Source organism: Coleofasciculus sp. D1-CHI-01 (assembly GCF_040218875.1).
Taxonomy (GTDB): Bacteria; Cyanobacteriota; Cyanobacteriia; order Cyanobacteriales; family Coleofasciculaceae; genus Coleofasciculus.
This window is the reverse complement of record NZ_JAVJQP010000163.1, coordinates 132,527-149,728: the sequence shown is the minus strand read 5'-3', so window position 1 is coordinate 149,728 and position 17,202 is coordinate 132,527. Positions and strand designations below refer to the sequence as shown.

Here is a 17,202-nt window from a genome sequence, read left to right as displayed (position 1 = left end):
TTGTAGAGTGCTTCATTTGTTGAAAAGTCAATGTGAATTTCAATCTTGGCTTGTCTAATCTTTTTTCTAAATCGATGTCGCAACAACAACAAAAACTCTTTTTCATGATCGACTACCATTACTTTCATCATTTTTTTCTATCAATTCATCTGGAATGACATAAACTGTTCTGAATTTTCCCCCTCATCCCTTTGGAGATTCCCCTCCCGTCCCCCTTAGAAAGGGGGCAGCCAGTGGATGCTTCGCTTTTTTGGCACGGGGAAGCCAGCGGATGCTTCGCTTTTTGTTCCATGGGGGAAGCCAGCGGATGCTTCGCTTTTTTGGCACGGGAGAAGGGGAACCGGACTCTCTTGCTCCCCTCTTGCTCCCCTCTCCCAAGCTTGGGAGAGGGGCTGGGGGTGAGGGCTGGCGTGGGTGAGGGGTTGAGCTTAAGTTGACACTAATGTACAGCGGGTCGCCCCTACAGTACACTGTTCAAGACGCGCCATGATAGACGCGCCCTGGCTACTATTATCGCGGCAAAATAAGCTTAAACTCGGTATATGTCCCAATTTCGGTTGCTACCTGAATCTCCCCTTGATGCTCTCCCACAATGATATCGTGACTAATGGATAATCCCAAACCTGTTCCTTGACCTGTGGGTTTGGTGGTAAAGAATGGGTTGAATATTTTATCTCGAATGTCCGCCGGGATGCCATTGCCATTATCTCGAATCCGAATTTCAAGGGTATCGCCTAGATTTTTAGTCGTCACGGAGAGTGTGGGAGTAAAGTCTGCACCAATGGCTTTTTTCTTGTCATGGGCTGCATAACAGGCATTATTGATCACATTGAGAAAGACGCGACTGATATTCTGCGGCACAATATTAATTTGACCAATCGTGGGGTCATAGTGGGTTTCAATGGTAATGTTAAATGAGGAGTCTTTGGCACGCATCCCGTGATATGCCAGATTAACATATTCTCCTAGAAGTGTGTTGATATCAGTGAGTTGGCGTTCGTTCCCTTGACCCCGTGAATGCATCAGCATCCCGCGCACAATATTGTCGGCACGTTTGCCATGTTCGTTGATTTTTTTCACGTTTTGCCCTAAGTCACTGAGAATTTCTTCGATGTATTCGGTGCTTTCCGGGTCTAATCGTTCTTTTTGACTATCGAGTTCTTCTAAGAGTTCTTCAGTTAACTCAGCCGACAGTTCGGCGAAGTTATTCACAAAGTTTAAGGGATTTTTAATTTCATGGGCAATCCCGGCGGTTAATGCACCGAGGGAGGCAAGTTTCTGTTGGGCGATAATTTGGTCTTGGGTGGCTTTGAGTTTTTTCAGGGTGACGGAGAGTTCCTGATTTTTGTCTTGGAGTTCCTGGGTTCTTTCATCAACTTTAATTTCTAGATTGCGGCTGTAGGCTTCGAGTTGTTGGTAAAGGCGGGAATTTTCGATAGAGATAGCGGCTTGGGCGGATAGAATTTTTAAGGTTTCGACTCGTTCGGGTGTAAAGGCGTCGGTGGCGAGGTTATTTTCTAAGTAAATAATACCTGTCAGTTTGCCTTGATTGAGGAGGGGGGTGCAGAGGATGGATTTGGGGTGAGTGGTGACGATATAGGAATCGCGGGTAAATTGTCCTTCATGGGTGGCGTCATTGAGGACAATATTCTCCTTGGTGTGGATGACGTAGTTGATGATAGCGGTTGACAGCAGGGGCAATTGGGTGTCAGGATCGACCGTATCTACAGGACGCGATCGCAAAATATTAACGGCTTCTGAATCCACGATACCTTCGGCTTCAATTACCCATTTCCCTGGCTCAGTCTCTGGCTCAATTTGGGATTGTAAAATTAGAAAGCCTTTTTGTGCGCCTGCATTCTCTATGGCAATATTCATCAGTTTCGCCAGTACCTTATCCAGCAGAATTTCACTGGTGAGGGTTTGCGAAGCTTTCATCACCGTTGACAAATCCAAAGCTTGAGCATTACCCCCCGATGTAGAGATTCGGGTGCTAATCCCTTTACCCTCAGTTCGATGGGTTCCACCAACTAAAATTTGCGGATATTCTGCTTCCAAGGCTTTGACTTTAGCTTTAGCACCCCAGCGCGTGTAGCAATGGTGGGCGTTTTTCAGGTAGAGTTGACCGATTTCGTCTCTACTTAGGGAGAAATAGAACTCCGCCGCCCGTTCATAAGCGATGGCTTCTTCATGGATGAATCCTTGTTCCCTAGCCCCACGAATCGCGGAATCATAATGTTCCATGGCTGGGATTTGTTGACCCAAAACCCGCGCTCGTTCAGCTTCAACAAGTTCATATTTATTTTGATAATTGCTTGGCGCGTAGTGCGCCCATTTTTTCATCCGTTTCTGATTTGATGCTACTTTTTTCGAGAAGTTAGACTTATCCTGTTTTGTGGCTTGAGGATACAGAGCCATCAGTGAGAGAGAACCATAAAAGTTTTGCTGAGTCACAAACATAAATGCCGCCGCTGATTTCTCATACTTTTTCCCTAGACGGTAATTAGCCAAAGCTTCACCATAGTCTTTAAGTAAGTAGCAAACAAAGGATTGAGCAAAATAGAAAAATAATAATGTACAATCGTTTTTAGTTTGAATTAAAACAGGCAAACTTTCTTTTTGATTAAATGCATCGCCTGATACTATAAGTGGATTGGCGGATTGATTGATTAAATTTAATATTATTTGTCTACATATATTTATATAGTAGGCAGAGTAATATTGTTTATATTTGATTGCTGTATCAGCATAAACGGCTGATTCTTTATTTGTGAATTTTAAGTTATGTCCAGCGAAAAACAGATGAATGCAATAATTTATAGAAGCATAACAGCCATATTCTAAGTCTCCATTTTCAATTCCGTCATTAAATCCTTCCCGCAACGGCTCTATTGTGTTTTTTACGTCATCTTTCCAATGTCTAATCATCGAATTAAAATTATGAAAAACAAGGGCTTTTAATTGACGAGCATCAAACTTATTTAACAGGCTTAAAGACAATTGACCAAATTGATATCCAGAATCAATGTCTTCTACAACGCTGCATAAATATACACCATAGAGTACATAGCCTCCAGCCGATAGACCTGAATTTCCATGTTGGAGACAGAGATTGATTAAACTCAATACAACCAAAATAAACAGTTGAGGATTAGTAATATAAGTAGGAGAGGCAATATTGAGTAATATTCGTATCGCTGAGAGTTGATAGGGATCGGTCATTTCTGGTAAATTTGTTAAATCTTGAATTGATTTATCGCTCAAAAATAATTTTATAGATTTTTGTTCTTGTTCAATCCTACGTTGACTTGGTGTGTGAGGAAGGTTAATTCCTAGCATCTCCAGAACAGACAATGCCGTCTCGATTGCTGACTGTAGCTCAAGTTTTGATCGATCAGATTGAATCTTCAACTCATACACTTTAATTTTATCAAGGAGAGTTTTAGCCTGTTGGAGGACAACGGCAAAAAGCCTTTCTGCTTCTTCAAAGTTAGCGCTTAAATAGTGAGATTCGACAAGTTCTACATGGATAGATAGAGTCAAATTATATTGCTCTTGCCAGCTATCTATCGCCAATAATTCAATCGCCCTGGTTAAATACTTAACAGCTACTTCATAAGCTGTTGCTATTTTTGCTTTTTTGCCAGTCCTTAAATTTAATTGAGCTAATTCATATTTTTCTGTCTGTTCACTAATTAACTCAGCACCGATATTTAACTGATTAACAATATCAAAAATAGTTTCTTCCAGTTCATCTGACTTGGTATTCTTCCAGAGCAAGCGACCGATTTTTATGTGAATTTCTTTTTTTATCTCTCCGGGAATTAACGCATAAGCAGCTTGCTGTACTCGGTCATGTAAAAATTTGTACCTGATCGCGTATGACTCATTTTGAATAAAAGATTGCCATATATCTGAGTTAATCTTTGATTCCACCTCGGAGTGCCAAAGCAGGGGAGTTTTGTAATCGCCACTTAGAGGCACAATCAATCCGGCTTCTAGGGCTGACCATAGCTGAGTGGCTGTTTCTGATAAAGATGTGGCATTGACAACCGAGAGAACGTCCAAGTTAAATCGGTTTCCAATACAAGCAGCTAACTTTAATATAGTTTGCGTCTGACTGTCTAATTTTTCTAGCTTACCAACCATTAAGTCAACTACATTGTCCGTTATTTCGACTAATCGAATTTGCTCAAGATCCCACTGCCAACGGCTCACATTGACGTTAAATGACAATAATTTTTCTGTGTATAGTGACTGAAATAATTGAGTTATAAAGAAAGGATTCCCGTTGGTTTTGTTGAAGAGCAAGTCAGCTAATAGCCTTGAATCTTCTCTTGAATAGTTGAGCGTATCGGAAACTAATTGATTGACGTGGTTAATATCCAAGGGCTGAAGATTAATCGTACTCACCTGATCCCCAGTGTCCTGTATCTGCTCTAGGGTTTGAATTAAAGGATGGGTTGCATTAACCTCGTTATCTCGATAGGCTCCTATCATTAACAGATAATGGCTATCGCTATTATTCATTAGTAACTTAATCAACTTTAATGAAGCCGTATCCGCCCACTGAAGATCATCTAGGAAGATAACCAGGGGATGTTCCTGAGTGGTAAAAACACTAATAAATTTTTGAAACACTAAGTTAAATCGATTTTGAGACTCCACTGAACCCAACTGAGGAACTGGAGGCTGTATGCCAATAATCCGCTCGACTTCAGGAATAACATCAATAATAATTTGACCATTACTGCCAAGGGCAGCTAACAGCTTCTGTTTCCAATTTTGCAGTTTTGCTTCAGGTTCGGTCAAAAGCTGCTGAATTAACTCCTGAAAAGCTTGAGTTAGGGAAGCATAAGGAATATTGCGTTTAAATTGGTCAAATTTACCGGAAATAAAATAACCTCGCTGTCGGACAATCGGCTTTTGCACTTCATTCACTAACACTGACTTACCGATACCTGAATAACCCGCCACCAGAATGATTTCATTCGCGCCTTGACTCACACGCTCAAAGGTATCTAAAAGTTGGGCAACCTCTTCCTCTCTTCCATAAAGTTTTTGCGGAATTTGAAATTGATCTGAAACATCTTGCTGACCTAGAGGAAATTTACAAATATGACCGCTCGTTCGTAATTGATGCAAGCAAGTTTCTAAATCGGCTTTGAGTCCCCAAGCACTTTGATAGCGGTCTTCTGCTGTTTTTGCCATGAGTTTCATGACAATATCTGAAACTGGCTTCGGCACATAAGTGTTATGGCTCGTCTCTACATTATCTTCTGATTTCCCTCTCAAGAGATGAGGTGGAATCGGTTGTTTGGCAAGATGACAATGCACCAACTCCATTGCATCAGTGGTTGCAAAAGGAAGTTGGTGAGTGAGAAGTTCATAGAACGTAACCCCCAGAGAATAAAAATCAGTTCGATAATCAATCACTCGATTCATTCTACCTGTTTGCTCTGGGGAAATATAGGCTAACGTTCCTTCTAGGTGATCGGGATTCCGAATGGTTGGATTTTCCCGCGATAAAAGAGACGAAATCCCAAAATCGATGAGTTTCAGTTGTCCAGTTTTTGGGTTATAGACAATATTCGATGGGTTAATGTCCTTATGAATAATATTAGCAGTATGAATAGCACCTAAGCTATCCGTAATTTTCATAAAAATTGTCAGTAATTCTTCTAGGTTAAATTGCCCTTTTAATAGATTTAAGGATTTTCCGCCAAAGTCTTCAAATAAAATAACCAAGCTATTCTGATATCTTTGCAGGTCATACGCCTTAATCACACCCTCTACATTTAAGGCTTGAGTGATTTCATATTCCTGCTTATATTTGGTTATTTCGGTCAGACTAGGATAGTCGTTTTTCAGAATTTTTAGAATAATAGGTTGATGATTGTGTCGAAAAATAGCCTGATAGACTAAAGAATGAAGGCTTTCGTCAATTTTGGCGAGAAGCTGATAGTTAGCAACAGAAGTCATGGTTTAATTTTCCTAAATCAGTAACAATCCATAAGAAAAAACAACAGGGTTCATTTCTACCTGATCTAGAATGAACCCTGAACATTAAAAGTTGCAATACAAATGCAATTTGGACTGAACGACAATGCTGATTAAATTATGAACTTGTTGTCGGTATATAAGGATAGGGGGGAAAGGGGTTTTCAATTAAACCATTTCCATCCTCTTGTATGGGGGCGTTTACCCAACTTTGGATCTGATCAAGAGTTACGGTGAATTCACTCAATGCTGGTCGTGGTGGGAACGGCAAAACTATCGTGAAATAAGGAGGCTTTTGGTCTAAAACAGCTTGGTGATTATCGATTACCTTGCCATCAAATGTCTCCCAACTGACTTCAAAGCGATAGATTTGAATTTCATCAGGATCAAAAATGCATGTATCCCACAGATTGGGCTTTTGTCCTGTCAACAATGCTCTCAACTCAGAATCGTCGTGTCCTGTGGAGAAACTTGTGAATATTTCTCGAATCTGCGTCGCTTTCTCTCCCTCTAACCAGGCGCTAGCAATAAGCTGAGAAAGGAGTTTAGATTGCTTTAACCACTGATGGACAAATGACTCGTAGTTCTGGACATGTTTTTTTGATTGTTGAACTTTTTTATCACAGCTTGTTTTATGATTATGCCACCCTCTTAGCTGTTGTGCTGTCCATTCTGCCATTCGTTATTTCCTCCACGTCTATTTATTATTGCCTATTTTTGACTGGAATTCAATCATTTGTGCCAAGGAACACTTATAAATTTGAGTAATCCCCTGGCATGAGCATTCCAGACCAACTGAAAATTAGTTTGAGATAAAACATTATTTACTATAGCCGCAGCTATTGCAATATTTCGATACATTACTTCAAACTTATAGTCATATTCCCAAGTATTCCCAGAAACCGGGTTTCTTGACCGATGCCCTAGCAATTACCCATCAGTTGCACCAACCAGTCCATAGAAACGCACCGGATTTTCCCAGAGAATCTTTCGCACTGTTTCCTCACCCAATTGAGCCTCCAGCCCCACCGCTCTTTCTACAATATCCGGCTTGTGATCAATATGGGGATAGTCAGAGCCAAAAATCAAGGACTGACAACCGATAAATTTGATAATTTCACCTAGATACGGTTCAGACGGCTCTATCTCAATAAAGCACTGGCGACGGAAATACTCCGAAGGCTTGATTTTAACTGTCTCTTTCACCTCCCACCCTAACTCCTCATACTCTTGATCCAGTCGCCATAACCAATAGGGTAACCAACCACAACCCGACTCCAGAAACCCCACCCTCAGCCGAGGATGGCGTTCTAACACCCCTCCTTCAATCAGCGCCAACAGCGCCATCATCTGTTCCATCGGATGAGAACAGGCGTGCAGGGCAAAACGGGTATAAAATCGATCTGATCCAGTCGTGGGTAAGCGTCCGTGAGTGGCTTCATGAATGCCTACTGCGATCCCCAATTCCTCACACATTGTCCAAAACGGCTCATAATCGGGATCACTTAACAGCCGCCCTTTAATCGGGTTAGGGCGCAAATAAACCGCCCTCCAGCCAAATGCGGCAATCCGCTGCAATTCTGACACCATGTCTTGGGGATCATGGAGATTAATCGCTCCCACGCCTCTGAGCCGTTGGGGGTCATAACTGCAAAAGTCTCGTAACCAATTATTATAAGCACGGGTAAATGCCCCAGCCAATGGCGGCTCCATCTTATCTATGGCTAATAGCCACAATCCGTAAGTGGGATAGATAAACGCCACATCAATCCCCATTTGCACCATAGCTTGAACATGAGACTCCGGATCAAAATCACTCAATAACGATTGGGGATGAGCCTGCATCACTTGCTGATTTCCCACCTGGCGCACCTGATCCGAGAGTTTCTCGACAATCTCTTCCCCCTGAATTTTCATCTCCGGTGAGGGCGCAAAGCGTTTAAATGCAGGTTCAAGGTAGTTTTGCCACATTGAACTGGGTTCGTAAATGTGGGAGTCTGCATCAATGATTGGATAGCCGTTGAGCATGGGTTATTCGTTATTGGTCATTTGTCATTGGTCATTTGTCAGGGTTTGAGGCGTATTTACATCCACATCGGGAATGGATTCAGTTGATTTTCCGGAAGCGGCGCTGTCAGCCACCCTAATTCTACGGGAACCTGATATAACCGCCCCGAACCCAGCCGTTTCCAGAAGTGGCGCATTCCGGGAACGATCGCCTTGACAACCTTGAGTCCAATATCGGGACGAGTCTGATCCAGCACCAGCAGTTCCATCCCCCGGTTCTCGACAAGTTGCTGACAGCGAATCACATCATCTTTGAGGTCATCACTCCACACTTGCGGATAATCTGACTGTACCTTTACCGCCATAGTCTCATCCGCAACTAAATAGGGCTGATTCGCCACCGTTGCCATTTTCCACCAGTCCAGCGCCATCGGATCAGCCCCAGGATTATACAATGTACTGCCATCAGCATTTGCCCTTAACACCGAAGGGAGAATCTGATTCACCTCCGTCAACGCCCGTTGGATAGCAATTTTCGGGTCAAAATGAGCGCCGTACCCCAAAACGATATCTTCCACCGCGCGATCGCACCGCCGACTAATCGCCGCAAATACAGGAATATTCAAATCACTGGTAATATCCAGCACCCAGAGTTCCCGATGCAGGCTTTGGTAATACTCGTTTAACTGATAAAAATAGGGGTCATCAAAACTCTCTAAATCCACCTTGGGGCGTTGAATCCGGTTATACCACCATAACGCCACACTATCCCGTTCCACCAATTCCATAAACCCTTGCAGAATAGCTTCTTCCAGCGTATTTCCCGCCGCACACCCATTAGAATCTGCCCAACAATCTGCTTTTTTGGCTTGGGGATAGCCATAATAACAATAAGCTGTCGGCAGATACTTAAACGTTTGCTCCGTTAACGACCAAACTGGCGTCCATTCTCGCTCTCGTTCCTCATCAAAGGGTTCGGGAACCTTTTGAAACCACCCCGTACAGTTATCATTCCACTCCTGACGAGTTTCATATTGACTAGGGCTAAAATTCATACAGGTATTCGGATGAATCGCGCGATCGCCTAGGGTTTGATAACTCCCTGTTTCTCGAATTTCGTCCCCCTGAAACACCCCAGAATAGCGTTCAATCGCCTCACAAAACCCACTGGCTTTCGCTTGAGCATCGGTGCGACCTTTTCCCGCACTACGACCCCCAAGATTTTGGCGTAAGGTGTTGAGATCATCAAACAGTGTGGCAAAATGATGCTTGGCGAGATAAGTATGAGTTAAATGATTGACCCCTGTCTCTAACCGAGTCAATTCTCGCACAACACCTGTAATCGGACTCAGGTGATGGTGATAAGTTTTCAGGGTTTCTTCCGGTGAACAATAACGATGTCCGCCATCGGTGGTAAAACGCTTCTTCCGGTGTCCCAGAATAATCGGTAAAGGGTTTCGGTTTAACCTCTGATTCAATCCACAATGGGGACATTGCGGACGCTTCACTAAACGATGATTTCGGGTGTCTAAAGATAAGGTATCGTGAGTAACCAGAACCCCGGTTAACCGTTGATTTTCGCCCTGAACAATCCATTTAAAGAGTTCCGTTGCAGCCATTCCCCAAGCCGTTTGGACGCTAGCTGGAAAAGAGGTTAAAGGAATCGGTATCGGTGTAGAACAGTTCTGCTGGTTTTGGATAAAGCGTTCTATCGGTCTGTTATCCCGCAAGCGTTGCGCTAAACAGTGCCAGCAACCCGTTTTTCCTGGCTCAATAATCGGTCCGAGCCAAATCACTGTTCCCACGGGTTTAACTAGCATCCAGGGACGTTGAGATTGTAAGGCATTTTGATTGAATGCGTCTAAATCGACATGCAAGTAATCATCGGTTAAGACAACATCAATATCTCCCTGATCCGCTACTTGAATCTGTAGCGATGCCAGAGTCGATAGGAACTCATCAGTAGACAGAGAACCAAAACGTTTTACGGCTACTTTTATCGTTTGTAATCGCTGGTAAGCCTGCTGAATATCGACATTTAGCATCTCACAGAAGACGGCTAAATTATCGGGCAATAGAGACTCATTTTCAATAATATACCCCTTCTGTTCCATCTGCATCAAGGCATGTCGCGCCATGACGCTAGTATTGAGCATCTCTTGAAACGAAATAGTTTCCGCCGATAGATGCTGGAGAATTTTATCAATAATTTCCTCAACCGTATGATGCCCATCGATTAACGGGACTAATTGTTGATAGAGATGACGATTGAGTTGAATCGAACCTCGCTCTGATAACAAAAATACTGTTTCTGGTTCGACCATTTCCACCTGAAAGCACTGTTTAAATCTGGGCTTATTCAGCATATTTATTAAAGATAACTGTGACTCGTCCGTACTTGGATAGGAACCTACAAATCCGCACCATGAACGCTCATGATTCGACATGTTTACCCATTAACTGCGTTAATTATTAGATGGCGAAATAAATTTTGTCAAGAAATACCTTCTGACACAGGACGTTGAGGAGAGGGCGACCCGAGTAAATTAAGTGAATTAGAGTTGTTAATTAGTGCAAGCGGGTCGCCCCTACAGGGAGACCACAGGTATTTTTTTGATCATCTCCGGGGAAATTTATTAACCGATTTTCCGTTTTATAGCAATCGCCATAGCGGTTAGGACGTATCATTTTGTAGAGACGTTGCATGCAACGTCTCTACAACTTAAATGTAGCGAAGGAACTGAATCTCTGTTTACCTTGACACAAAAGTCACGCCAATGGCAGATAAAACCGAAACGTACTGCCTACCCCTAACTGACTTTCAACCTCAATCTCACCTCCTTGCAATTCCACCAATCGCTTTGATATCGCTAACCCGATCCCCGTTCCGCCAGTGTGCGGATTGCGCGACTTTTCCGCCCGCCAGAACCGTTCAAACACATGAGGAAGATCCTCTGGGGCAATCCCCATCCCTGTATCCGTTACCGCAATCCATAACCGAGAAATAATACCTTTTCTTCCATCCCGTTCTACCCACACCCGCACCGTAATCGCACCTGTTTGAGTATGGCGAATGGCATTGCCTAAAAGATTCACCAGTACCTGTTCTAATCGGTCACTATCCGCCAATACTTGCGGCAATTTTTCGGGACAATCTAGCTGCAATACGGGACCTTCTTCCAACACCTGATCCGCAAACTTTTGCACCAGTGATTCTAACAAGGGACGCACATTTACGGGTTCAACTTTGATCGGCAGATAACCCGCTTCGGCTTTCGAGAGTTCCTGTAAATCATTAATTAACCGTTCCAATCGGCGCGTTTCTTTTGCCAACTGCTGATACATCGCAGGCGTTGCGTCCATCCGTTGTGTAGCCAGTTCTTCTAAATAACCTCTTAGTACCGTCAAAGGCGTTCGCAGTTCATGAGTCAAATCACTGACTAAATCTCGCCGCCGCTGTTCCACATCTTCTAAACTCACTGCCATTTGATTAAAACTGCTGGCGAGTTGATTAATTTCAGGAATTTCACTGGGCGGAAGTCGTTTATCCAGCTTACCTGCGGCAAATTGTTGGGTAATGTCTTCAATTTGAGTCAGGGGTTTGACGATGCGACGAGATAACCAATAACTGAGTCCCCCCGCCGCCGTCGTGCCAACAATAACCGACCAAAATGTGCCGCGATTCCAGGCAGTTTGAAATCCTTTTAATAGAGAGGTACGGGCAACCCTGAAGATGACGCCTTTGCCTTCTAATTGTTGCAAATGCAAAATAAAAAAGCGCGGCGAAGACACTTTACTAATAATTAACAGGGAACCCACGCCGACAATCATTACCAACAGGTGGGAGAGAAACAGGCGTGAGACTAAGGGTAAGGATTTGCGACGGCGGCGTAAACCTGTTTTACTCATGGGGTTCGATAAAATTTTGGCTTTGTGAGCTTGGCTTAAGGCTTAAGTGAAGCCCTGAACTCAAGTTCGGGCTAAAAGCTAAAACCCGTTAAAACGGGTTGAAAGACCCTAGCCTAGTAGGTAATTCTTCATGAAGAGTCCCCTACAGACGGTCGGATTGCCCGCTTTGGTGTTTCTTTACAGGCAGGGGTTCTAAACTGTTGCGGGTTTGCATTGTAGAAAATTGTAGATATATAGTAAAGTATAAGGAAGCTTCTTGGGATATTGTCGGGGGCGACGCCGTGCAGCCGATACGGGTTAACCCAGTATGAAAGACTAAACTACAAGTTTCTATAAGTTTAGTCTACACGGTTATCTTCAAATTTATAACCAACACCAATAACGGTCTTAACAAAGGTCGGATTACTGGGGTCTGGTTCGATTTTTTTCCGTAACCGGGCGACATGGGTATCAACTACCCGTTCATCGCCAAAAAAGTCATTCCCCCACAGTTTATCAATTAGTTGAGTACGATTCCAAACTCGACCGGGTTGACTGGTAAAGGTTGCCAACAGATTAAATTCTAATGTGGTTAAATCTAGGGGTTCTGATTCCTCAGAATCGAGTTGGCGACTGGCAGTATGTTGATCTACATCCACGGTAAAATGTTGGGTACGGTAGACGAGGGACTGTCCACCGTGACGCAAACTACGCCGCAATAGCGCCCGGACTCTAGCCACCAGTTCGGTAGGGCTAAAGGGTTTGACCAGGTAATCATCCGCACCCGTTGATAGCCCAATTACGCGGTCAATTTCCTCTCCCTTCGCCGTCAGCATTAGAATATAGGGGTCTTTGGGTCCCGGTTTTTGGCGAATTCGGGCGCACACTTCCAGTCCATCCAATCCAGGTAGCATTAAGTCGAGAATAATTACATCCGGTTGCTGGGTTTGGAAGGCTTGCATGGCGGCTAGTCCATCGCGACAGGAGTAGCTGGTGAATCCTTCCTGTTCTAGGGTAAGTTGGATGAGCTTGGCGATTTCTGCTTCATCTTCAACGATTAAGATATCCATATAAGTAGGTGGGAACAATTACAGTGAAAGGTTTGGATCGTCATTCGTCATTCGTTATTCGTTTATGTAAGGGTTTGAGTATTATTTACAGGACTGGTGGAGTGTTGGGTTGATAGGGAGCCAGAGCGGTTGAGTAAAGGGCGACCCGACCCCATTGAATGGACTGGTGTTGTGAATTAGGTCAAGCGGGTCGCCCCTACAGGGGAATTATAAATGTTTCGTTCATCCGTTGCGGATGCGATCGCTAATTTAGATCGAATGGCACTCAAAAGCGGGCATTATGAGATCGCCAAAAGCTTTGATATACCGTAGGGTGGGTTTCGGCTTCGCTCAACCCGCTCGGCTTCGCTCAACCCACCAGCATACCAGGAGCGTGACATTCAATTTAGATCCCCAACCTTCAAGAAGTCGGGGATCGGGTAGGGGAATGGATTATAAGCCCAATTTCTCTAAAACAGATCGTGTGGACACAATATGCTTACTCAAGCCTAACTCCTTGGGTGGAATCCCTAGCGCCAAAGCCACCAATTGCGGTAAATGTAATACAGGTAATCCCAGCTTACGCTCAATTACCTTTTCCACTTCCGGTTGACGAGAGTCAAGATTAAGGTGGCACAATGGGCAAGGCGTTACCATACAATCTGCCCCAGCGTCAATGGCTTCTTGGATATTTTTCCCTGCCATTTGGAAGGATTGCTCAGTCGCATAACTGGCAATGGGCCAACCACAACATTGGGTTCGTCCGCGATAATAAACCGGAGTTGCGCCAACGGATCGGAATACATTTTCCATCGATTCGGGGTGAAACGGGTTGTCATAAGGGATTGTGGTTTGTCCTCGCAGCAAATAACAGCCATAGAAGGCGGCACATTTTAACCCGCTTAGCTTTCGCGTCACCCGTTCTTGTAAGGCGTCTAGTCCATAATCGGTGACTAACGCCCACAGCAAGTGCTTGACCTCACTGTTCCCTTTATAAGGAGAACACCCCTCTTTTTTCAGTAAGCCATTAACTTGATCAATATAGCCCGGATCACTCTGTTGAAAGTCCTTCAGGCGTTCATCAACATGACCAATAACCCCCTGACAGGTGCTGCAATGGGTTAACAGGGGGAGATTGAGTTCCTCCGCCAAGGCAATATTACGGGCATTTACGGTATCTTCCAGCAATCGGGAATCTTCCTTAAATGTGCCAGAACCGCAACAGGAAGCTTTTTTCAGTTCAATCAGTTCAATGCCCAAGGCTTGAGTCAGGGCGGCGGTGGATTGGTACAATTCTCGGCAAGCGCCTTGGGCGACACAACCGGGAAAGTAAGCGTATTTTAAGGTTTGAGATGGCATAGCAGTTAATCTGGATTCTCAGGATCAATTATCCCATCGCTAATCCTAATGGGTAGCGTTGGCAATGTTGGAATTTTTGGTTGAGTAAAGGGCGACCCGATCCCATTGAGTGGATACAGGCGTTGATTGGTGCCGTGCGGGTCGCCCCTACACGAACTGTTGGGGATCGCCTCCACCCTTGATATACCGCCTTACTTTTCACGGGATCTAGAAAACCTCTCTCCAAACCTCTCTCCGAACCTCTCCCTTCTGTGCAAAAAAAAAGTGAAAAGTCAGGATATACCGTAGTGGCTTGGCAAGCTTAAAATTGTAGGTAAAGATGATGAAGTTTCATCCGAGCATCTTCGGTTGTGAATTGCCATTTAACTTTCGTATTTTCCTGATTTCGTTCTTCTTGCCAGTGCGCCAATTCGGTTTTTAAAATATCCGCTGTAGCTATCCGCCTATCTAGACATTGCTGGGGAGCAACGTTTCGCGATCGCGAGATAGACCGTAGTGGCGTGACACAGCTAAAATTGTGGAATAGATTTGACGTTTAAACCGGGCGCACGCCATGCGCCCCTACAATTCTAATCCACCAAATAAGGTGTGCCACGCCAGTAGGGTGGGCATTGCCCACCAGCCTTAATCAGTATGCCATTCGACTGAGAACAATGATTTTGCCGACATTATACTGGGAAGCAACGTTTCGCGATCGCGAGATGATGGATTGAGCCTAGAATCACCCGTCTGATTATGTGAGTTAGATCCCCGACTTCTTGAAGAAGTCGGGGATCGGGTAGGGGCGACATTTTAAACGATCGCCCTTTTCGCCTGGAGATACATTTCCGCGATCGCGATCGCCATGAGTACCCCGACTAAACTGAACCAACTCCCCAAAGTACCAAGAGTGGTAATTAACAGGATAATTATACTCGTGGCAATGAGGTAGGTGAGGGCAACTTGGCGATGAGTCCAACCAGATTGCTGAAGCCGCTGGTAAAGGTGGCTACGATGTCCTTTAAAGATGTTTTCTTGGCGAATAAAGCGACGGATTAGAGTATAAATGGCATCAGCGGTGAGGGGGAGGGTTACAGCCAAAGCAGACCAGGCTTGCACGGGATTATGGCTGTTAAGTAGGGCGATGGCGACACTCGCTCCCAAGACAGTGCTACCCGCATCGCCCATAAAGATTTTCGCGGGAGACCAATTCCACCAGAGAAAACCCAGGAGGGCGGCGGTAAGCAGCCAGAATAGGGGTTGGTTGAGGTATAGTGCTAGGAATGCCATCTGGAGGGCGGTGACGCTGGCAACTAGACCATCTAAACCATCCATGAAATTGTAGAAGTTAATTAGGGCGGTGATGCCAATTAGGGTGAGTGCGATCGCGATTATTTGACCCACTATACCGAAGTTAGGGAGCGAAGGTAGGGGGAAGGAACCGAAACACGCGATCGCGAGGCTGGCGACGGACAGATGTACGAGGTAGCGTATTCTGGCGGGAAGCCCTTGGCGGTCATCAATGATACCAATGATGGCTAGGGGGGTGAGGATGAGCCACAGGAAGGTTGGATTTGGGTTAATTAAGGGGTGGGGTAGAAGTTGAGGGAAATAACGGGCGAATAGAGAGGCAATTAATCCCGTTATGGCAAACGCTAGGATGAAACCCAAGCCACCACCACGGGGAGTGGGTTGGGTATGGGAACTGCGATCGTTGGGGATGTCCAGTAAGTGGTTGCTGAAGCGTCGTTTAATGATATGGGTCAGGAGGATACTCGCCAGAACACTGGCAGCCGCAAGAACAGTTAACATGCTTGTCTATTACACTTCTCACACACACTTGTTCTACTATATGACCTATTGGTTTGTGGTGAGTTCCGTGACAGAGGTGTATCAGCGCAAGGTTTTTGAGAGTCCTTCGTCAACGGTGTAGGGAGGTTCCCAGTTGAGGGTGTTTCGGATGTGGCTGCTGTCAACGACGAGGGAACCTAGCAGGCGGTCAATGGTTGAACGATTGAGTGGTAGGGGGCGTTGAGTGAATTGCTCGATGGTATCTCCTAGATGACCTGCTAGTTTGAGCAGGCTGGGTGGTACTGGGAGGAGGTGACAAGGGCGTTCTAGGTGGTAGGCTATCTTGCTGATTAGTTCAGGTGTGGAGAGGTCTTGACCATCGCTAACCAGGAACGTTTGGTTTTTAGCGTTAGGGTGAGTTAGACAAGTCGCGATCGCATCAACGAGATTACCGACATAGAGAAGGCTACGGCGGTTGTTGACTAGACCGAAGGGTAAGGGTAAGCCTCGATTGATGAGTTTAATTAGGCGTTCCATGTTGCCAGGGTTGCCAGAACCGTAGACCAAGGTAGGGCGTAGAATAGTCCAGGTCATGTTGCTTTGGCTGGCAAGTTCGATTAGGGCTTGTTCGGCTTGGAGTTTGCTGCGTCCGTAAGGAGTATCGGGTTGGCAAGGGGAGGTTTCCGTGAGGGGATGGTCGCTTAGGGTTGCCATAGCACCGATGGAGCTGATGAAAATAAAGTGCTTTACACCTGCAGCAATTGATTGTTTGACAAGGTTAGCTGTACCCTGTACATTAATCTTCAAAAATTCTGCTTCCGGGTTATGGGTATTATCGTGCAGGATATGAGTACGGGCTGCTAGGTGGATTACAGTATCCATATCTGTCAGGGTTGGCTCCCATTGGGTAAGACCATCAATATTACCTAAATTTGCGGTAGATACTTCAGAGGGAAGCTTATTGGTAGGATTGCGAATAGCAGATCTAACCTTCCACCCTTGCTGGATGAGCAGTGGGATGAGATGGCTAGCAATAAATCCTGTAGAACCAGTTACTAAAGCAGATTTCATCTAGTGTATGTTCTAAGAAGGTCTTAAAAAATTTTCCAGTAGTGGCGTGGCAAACCCA

General features: G+C 44.8%; 9 protein-coding genes. All 9 read right to left on the bottom strand.

Features of this window, described 5'->3' with window-relative positions; translation table 11 throughout:
- Positions 1–510: 510 nt before the first annotated feature.
- Positions 511–5,982, bottom strand: a complete 5,472-nt coding sequence (locus RIB93_RS28970) for an ATP-binding sensor histidine kinase (protein WP_446378196.1) — start codon at positions 5,980–5,982, stop codon at positions 511–513.
- A gap of 136 nt (positions 5,983–6,118) precedes the next feature.
- Positions 6,119–6,679: a hypothetical protein gene (locus RIB93_RS28965; protein ID WP_446378194.1), complete on the bottom strand. Its 561-nt coding sequence runs from the start codon at positions 6,677–6,679 to the stop codon at positions 6,119–6,121.
- 251 nt (positions 6,680–6,930) lie between these two features.
- On the bottom strand, positions 6,931–8,028 hold the full coding sequence (locus tag RIB93_RS28960; protein WP_446378192.1) for an amidohydrolase family protein: 1,098 nt from the start codon (positions 8,026–8,028) through the stop codon (positions 6,931–6,933).
- Between the two features lie 56 nt (positions 8,029–8,084).
- Positions 8,085–10,373: a TOMM precursor leader peptide-binding protein gene (locus tag RIB93_RS28955; RefSeq protein ID WP_446378190.1), complete on the bottom strand. Its 2,289-nt coding sequence runs from the start codon at positions 10,371–10,373 to the stop codon at positions 8,085–8,087.
- A gap of 403 nt (positions 10,374–10,776) precedes the next feature.
- The gene (locus tag RIB93_RS28950; RefSeq protein WP_446378189.1) at positions 10,777–11,916 is read right to left on the bottom strand and encodes a sensor histidine kinase; all 1,140 of its coding nucleotides are present in this window, start codon (positions 11,914–11,916) and stop codon (positions 10,777–10,779) included.
- Between the two features lie 338 nt (positions 11,917–12,254).
- The gene (locus tag RIB93_RS28945; RefSeq protein WP_446378187.1) at positions 12,255–12,965 is read right to left on the bottom strand and encodes a response regulator; all 711 of its coding nucleotides are present in this window, start codon (positions 12,963–12,965) and stop codon (positions 12,255–12,257) included.
- A gap of 432 nt (positions 12,966–13,397) precedes the next feature.
- A complete protein-coding gene (locus tag RIB93_RS28940; protein ID WP_446378185.1) occupies positions 13,398–14,303 on the bottom strand; it encodes a CoB--CoM heterodisulfide reductase iron-sulfur subunit B family protein in 906 nt (301 codons plus the stop codon).
- A 792-nt stretch (positions 14,304–15,095) separates the two neighbouring features.
- Complete coding sequence (locus RIB93_RS28935) at positions 15,096–16,094, bottom strand: MraY family glycosyltransferase (protein ID WP_446378183.1); 999 nt, start codon at positions 16,092–16,094, stop codon at positions 15,096–15,098.
- An 81-nt stretch (positions 16,095–16,175) separates the two neighbouring features.
- Positions 16,176–17,144 carry a UDP-glucose 4-epimerase family protein gene (locus RIB93_RS28930; RefSeq protein ID WP_446378181.1) on the bottom strand — a complete coding sequence of 323 codons (969 nt, stop codon included), beginning with the start codon at positions 17,142–17,144 and terminating at the stop codon, positions 16,176–16,178.
- Positions 17,145–17,202 lie beyond the last annotated feature (58 nt).